3 protein-coding genes are annotated in these 3,809 nt (G+C 65.4%); 1 reads left to right on the top strand and 2 read right to left on the bottom strand.

Features of this window, described 5'->3' with window-relative positions:
* Window positions 1–254 precede the first annotated feature (254 nt).
* Window positions 255–1,436 (bottom strand): restriction endonuclease, encoded by a 1,182-nt coding sequence (locus AC1WTP_RS34220; RefSeq protein ID WP_481653349.1) that lies wholly within the window; start codon window positions 1,434–1,436, stop codon window positions 255–257.
* Between the two features lie 421 nt (window positions 1,437–1,857).
* Here AC1WTP_RS34220 and AC1WTP_RS34215 point away from each other — a divergent pair, with 421 nt between their 5' ends.
* Window positions 1,858–2,580 (top strand): VOC family protein, encoded by a 723-nt coding sequence (locus AC1WTP_RS34215; protein WP_481653348.1) that lies wholly within the window; start codon window positions 1,858–1,860, stop codon window positions 2,578–2,580.
* A 471-nt stretch (window positions 2,581–3,051) separates the two neighbouring features.
* Here the strand turns inward: AC1WTP_RS34215 and AC1WTP_RS34210 are convergent, their stop codons facing one another.
* Complete coding sequence (locus tag AC1WTP_RS34210; protein WP_481653350.1) at window positions 3,052–3,564, bottom strand: YfbM family protein; 513 nt, start codon at window positions 3,562–3,564, stop codon at window positions 3,052–3,054.
* Between the last annotated feature and the right edge of the window lie 245 nt (window positions 3,565–3,809).

Genomic DNA, 3,809 nt, shown 5'->3' with positions numbered 1-3,809 from the left:
TCCAGGAAACAGCTCAAACCGGTCACAAACTCCTCGGCCTACGGGGTTGACACGGCCCCACTCCTTCAGGGATGACATAAAGGGGTGCCATGACCGAGCGGATCGCGGCAGATGAGGACGCTCGGCAGCTACCCCCTTGACGTGATGTCAGCTTCTTCAGAGTGTGGTAGGCCCGTGCCGTTTGTTGTTCGGCCTGCCAGGCCAGGAGGCGCGTGATGCCGCCGATATTTCGGAGCATGGATGCGCTCAAGCGCTCAGTCGGCGTGGTTGAAGTGCCGGGGCGTCCCGTCCCAGGCGTGGTAGAAGCGGCCGTCGTCGGCCACATACACATCGCCATTGCGTCGGGCGGTGAAGGACTGGTCTGCCGCAGGCAGGGGGCGGGAGAGGTCGGGGGATTCCGTGCCCAGCATGGGATCGGAGGGCAGTGGGATGTCAACACCGTTGAGTGGGACCAGGCGGGCAGCCAGGGGAGTTTCTGCGACGACAGCCGCCCAGGCTGAGTAGGTCATCCCGACGCCGGCGTCAGCGACGATGATCTTCGCGTTGCCGAGATTCCAGGATGCTGCCTGTTGCACGAGCCAGTCGGGATTGGGCAGCAGTCCACGACACCATTCGGCGATGTCCTGTCCGTCGGCAAGGTGAAGCGGGATCGCGCTTTGGTTGACTTGGGCGAATTTTCGGGCTGAGGGCAGGAAGCTGCTTGAGGTAATGAAGAGACTTCGATCGGCGCTCTGAGCATGAGCCACGCCGAGGATAGAGGCGACCAGTTCGAGGCCGATCTTTTCCCGGTAGCGCTTCACCGACACGACGGTGAGTTGCTGGCCGTATACGGGATGCTCGGTGAGGTGGATGTCGACTCCGCCGTCGTTGGCTCCCGGGCCGAGGACGGTGGTGTAGCCCTGGGCCTCGAACACGGAGGCGCACAGCTCCTCGAACCTGCGCCAGTGAAGATTGGCGAGATGCTCGGGGTGGCGGCCGAAGTGCTCAAAGACAGTGCGGTAGATCGCCGCGTAGTCGGGCGCCACCAGGTGAGCGTGCCACTCGAACGCTTGAAGCGAGGCCAGCCGGGCGTGCAGTTGCAGGCTCAGCGGTGAGTCGTCAGGAACGCAGATCTCGTGTAGGCCAGGGGACGTCGTCGAGAAGGACAGGCCAAGCGAGTCGAACCACTCCCAGAAGTCGTCCTCCCCTTCCGTGCAAAGGCGGTCTTCCACCTGCTGGTTGTTGTTGTACATGATTGCGGCGACCGGCCAGTCGCGCGGAGGCAGTCTGAAATGATCTTGGTAGGTCTTGAACCCGATCTGGTCGAGGCTGTCCACCCAGCCATGCCGGATGAGCCAGTTGCGCACCCGGTCGCCGATGGCGTCGGCCAATGCCTGCTGGCCGCCTGCGTGCAAGACTGCTAACAGTTGCGACGGGGTGGCCGTCTCCTCAGACATGCAGCGAACCTTACCTATCCGCGCTCTGGGGCGAGGACGAGGTTCGCGGTGGCGTCGGCCGGCGGCACCATGGGAGGTGTGGAAAGCCGCAGCGCTCAACACAGCCCGGCAGGTGCCCCCGAGAACCACCCGACCGCATTGGACATGACGCATCCGCCTATCGGCAGATCAGGATGCCGAGCGGTAGCGGTCGCCGTCACGCTCCGCCACGCGCGGATCGCGGCAGATCCGGGCACTTGATCTTGGCCAACGTATGGCCGTCCTGCGCCATGAAGGCACATCGACCAATGGCTACTCAGGACAGCCGCCGATGGCTCGGCGCACCGGTGTCGTGCTGGGTCATCGGCCGATCGGATGACCGAGGGCGATGATCGGCCATTTCCATGTGCGGCAGGCACCCTACGACGCCTAGGAAGGAGACATGACCAACGAGGTGACCGTTCCCCTGCTGCCTTGTGCATCCATCGACGACATCGTCACCTTCTACGAGGTTCTCGGTTTCCGCACGACGTACAAGCAGCGCAAGCCCAACCCATACGTGGCGTTGCAGCGTGAAGACCTGCATCTGCACTTCTTCGAGATCGCCGGATTCGACCCGGAGCAGTCCTACGGTTCCTGCCTCGTACTCACATCGGACATCGAAGGACTGCACCGAGCGTTCGCCGCCGGCATGCGCGCCGCGTACGGCAAGGTACTGGTATCCGGAACGCCGCGTATGACCCGACCCAGGGCGCGGAAGAACTACGACGGGTTGGGCGGATTCAGCGTCATCGACCCGGGCGGCAACTGGATCCGCGTCGTTCGGAATGCCGCCACCGCTGCTCCCGCGCCGGCGACCACGCCTGCTGGGCGACTGGCCAAGGCCCTGGCGAACGCTGTCGTGCAGGCCGACTCCAGGGGTGACGTCCGACAGGCTATCCGGATCCTCGACAGCGCATTGGCTCGCCCGCAGGCCGACGACGACCCGGTCGCGCAGGTAGAGGTCCTGGTCTACCGCGCCGAACTGGCGATGGTGCTGCACGACCCAGAGACCACGGCTGAGTTGCTGACCCGCCTCGAACGTGTCGTGCTGAGCAAGGACGAAGCCGAAAGGGCGGCGCCTGCGTTCGAGAACGCCGCCGAACTCGCAGCGGCGCTGCGGTGACTCGGCGTATGCATGCCTTCCTCATCTCGGAAAAGTCGCGCGGTCAACGGCATGCGCGTGCGCCGATCAAGCCGTCCTGCTCGTAACCGGCGACGCAGAAAAGTGCGTCGTGGTCGATGGTGACAGCAGGTCGGATGGAGCCTCGATCCGGGCCACCGAGATTGGGAGCCGTTGCTGCGCCGCGGCGCAGCCGTCGAACTCATGGCCGTCGCACCGTCACCGACCTCGCCGACACTGCGAACGGCTGCTTGCCACGGCAGCCGGGCGAGCGTTATCGGCTCAGGATGTCGCGGAACACCGACGTCCAGCGCGCATCGATGCGCGCCCGCTCCTCCTCGGTGCCCACCGGCAGCACCAGCTCGCCTCCGGCGACCAGGAGCAGGCGGTCCAAGACTCGGAAGTCGGTGCCGGTCTGGCCGGGCTTTGTTGTCTGCCTGATCCTCAGGCAATCAAGACAGCCGGGCGGCTGCGTCAGGTGATGACCACCAGCACGGCCTGACCGTTCGCGGCTGCAGTGCGGTAGAAGCGGCGCAATTCCGTGAAGTGCGACATAAGGTAGTCGAACTCGTCAGTGCCGTTGGTCCAGATGTCCGGGTAGATATCGGCCGCCGCCATGGCGTCCGGGTCGAAGTCGGCGCGCAACATCTCCACCTCCAGTGCATCGAGCGCGGTGGCGACGGCGCGGACGGTGTCCTGGTCGAGCAGCCGAGGCGGACCATAGCCACCATCCTGGCCGATCTCGACGCCGCCGAGGATCGCTGCGCCAGCGCCCTCACCGATCTGCCAGGCAGTGCCGGTCAGTAGGTAGTGGATGCCGTGCCACGACTTGTCCAGGTCCAGCTCAGGCTCAGGCATCTCGACCTCATCGTCGTCGAGATCGCCGTACAGCAGCGCGTCGACCGCCGCCGGGTCGGCACGCACCGCTGCCAACTCCTCGGCCGACAACCGGCGCCCGATCAACACCATGCCCACGCAGCGGCCCATCTCGATCACCGACGTGCTCTCACGCGGTCGGCGCCTTTCGCCAGGCGGCACCGTACCGCAACCTCGATCCGCCCTTGAAGATCAGCAGGCCGTTAGAAGCAACATCCCCGCGCACGGCCGGCGGCAGATGTGCGCACTCGACCGCCAATAACCCCACTCCTCGAACGCGCCGGCGGCGTTGTCGGGCAGCACGAGGTCGAGGTCGGGGACGTCGACGTGCGACTCGTCCCAGTCGATCAGCGCGA

It is taken from the genome of Micromonospora sp. R311 (assembly GCF_056780015.1).
This window is presented reverse-complemented; position numbering and strand designations above follow the sequence as displayed.

What these genes read in the sequence shown, in the direction of transcription:
- AC1WTP_RS34210 (WP_481653350.1), bottom strand. Translation starts at nt 3,564, where the DNA reads ATGGGCCGCTGCGTGGGCATGGTGTTGATCGGGCGCCGGTTGTCGGCC.
- AC1WTP_RS34220 (WP_481653349.1), bottom strand. Translation starts at nt 1,436, where the DNA reads ATGTCTGAGGAGACGGCCACCCCGTCGCAACTGTTAGCAGTCTTGCAC.
- AC1WTP_RS34215 (WP_481653348.1), top strand. Translation starts at nt 1,858, where the DNA reads ATGACCAACGAGGTGACCGTTCCCCTGCTGCCTTGTGCATCCATCGAC.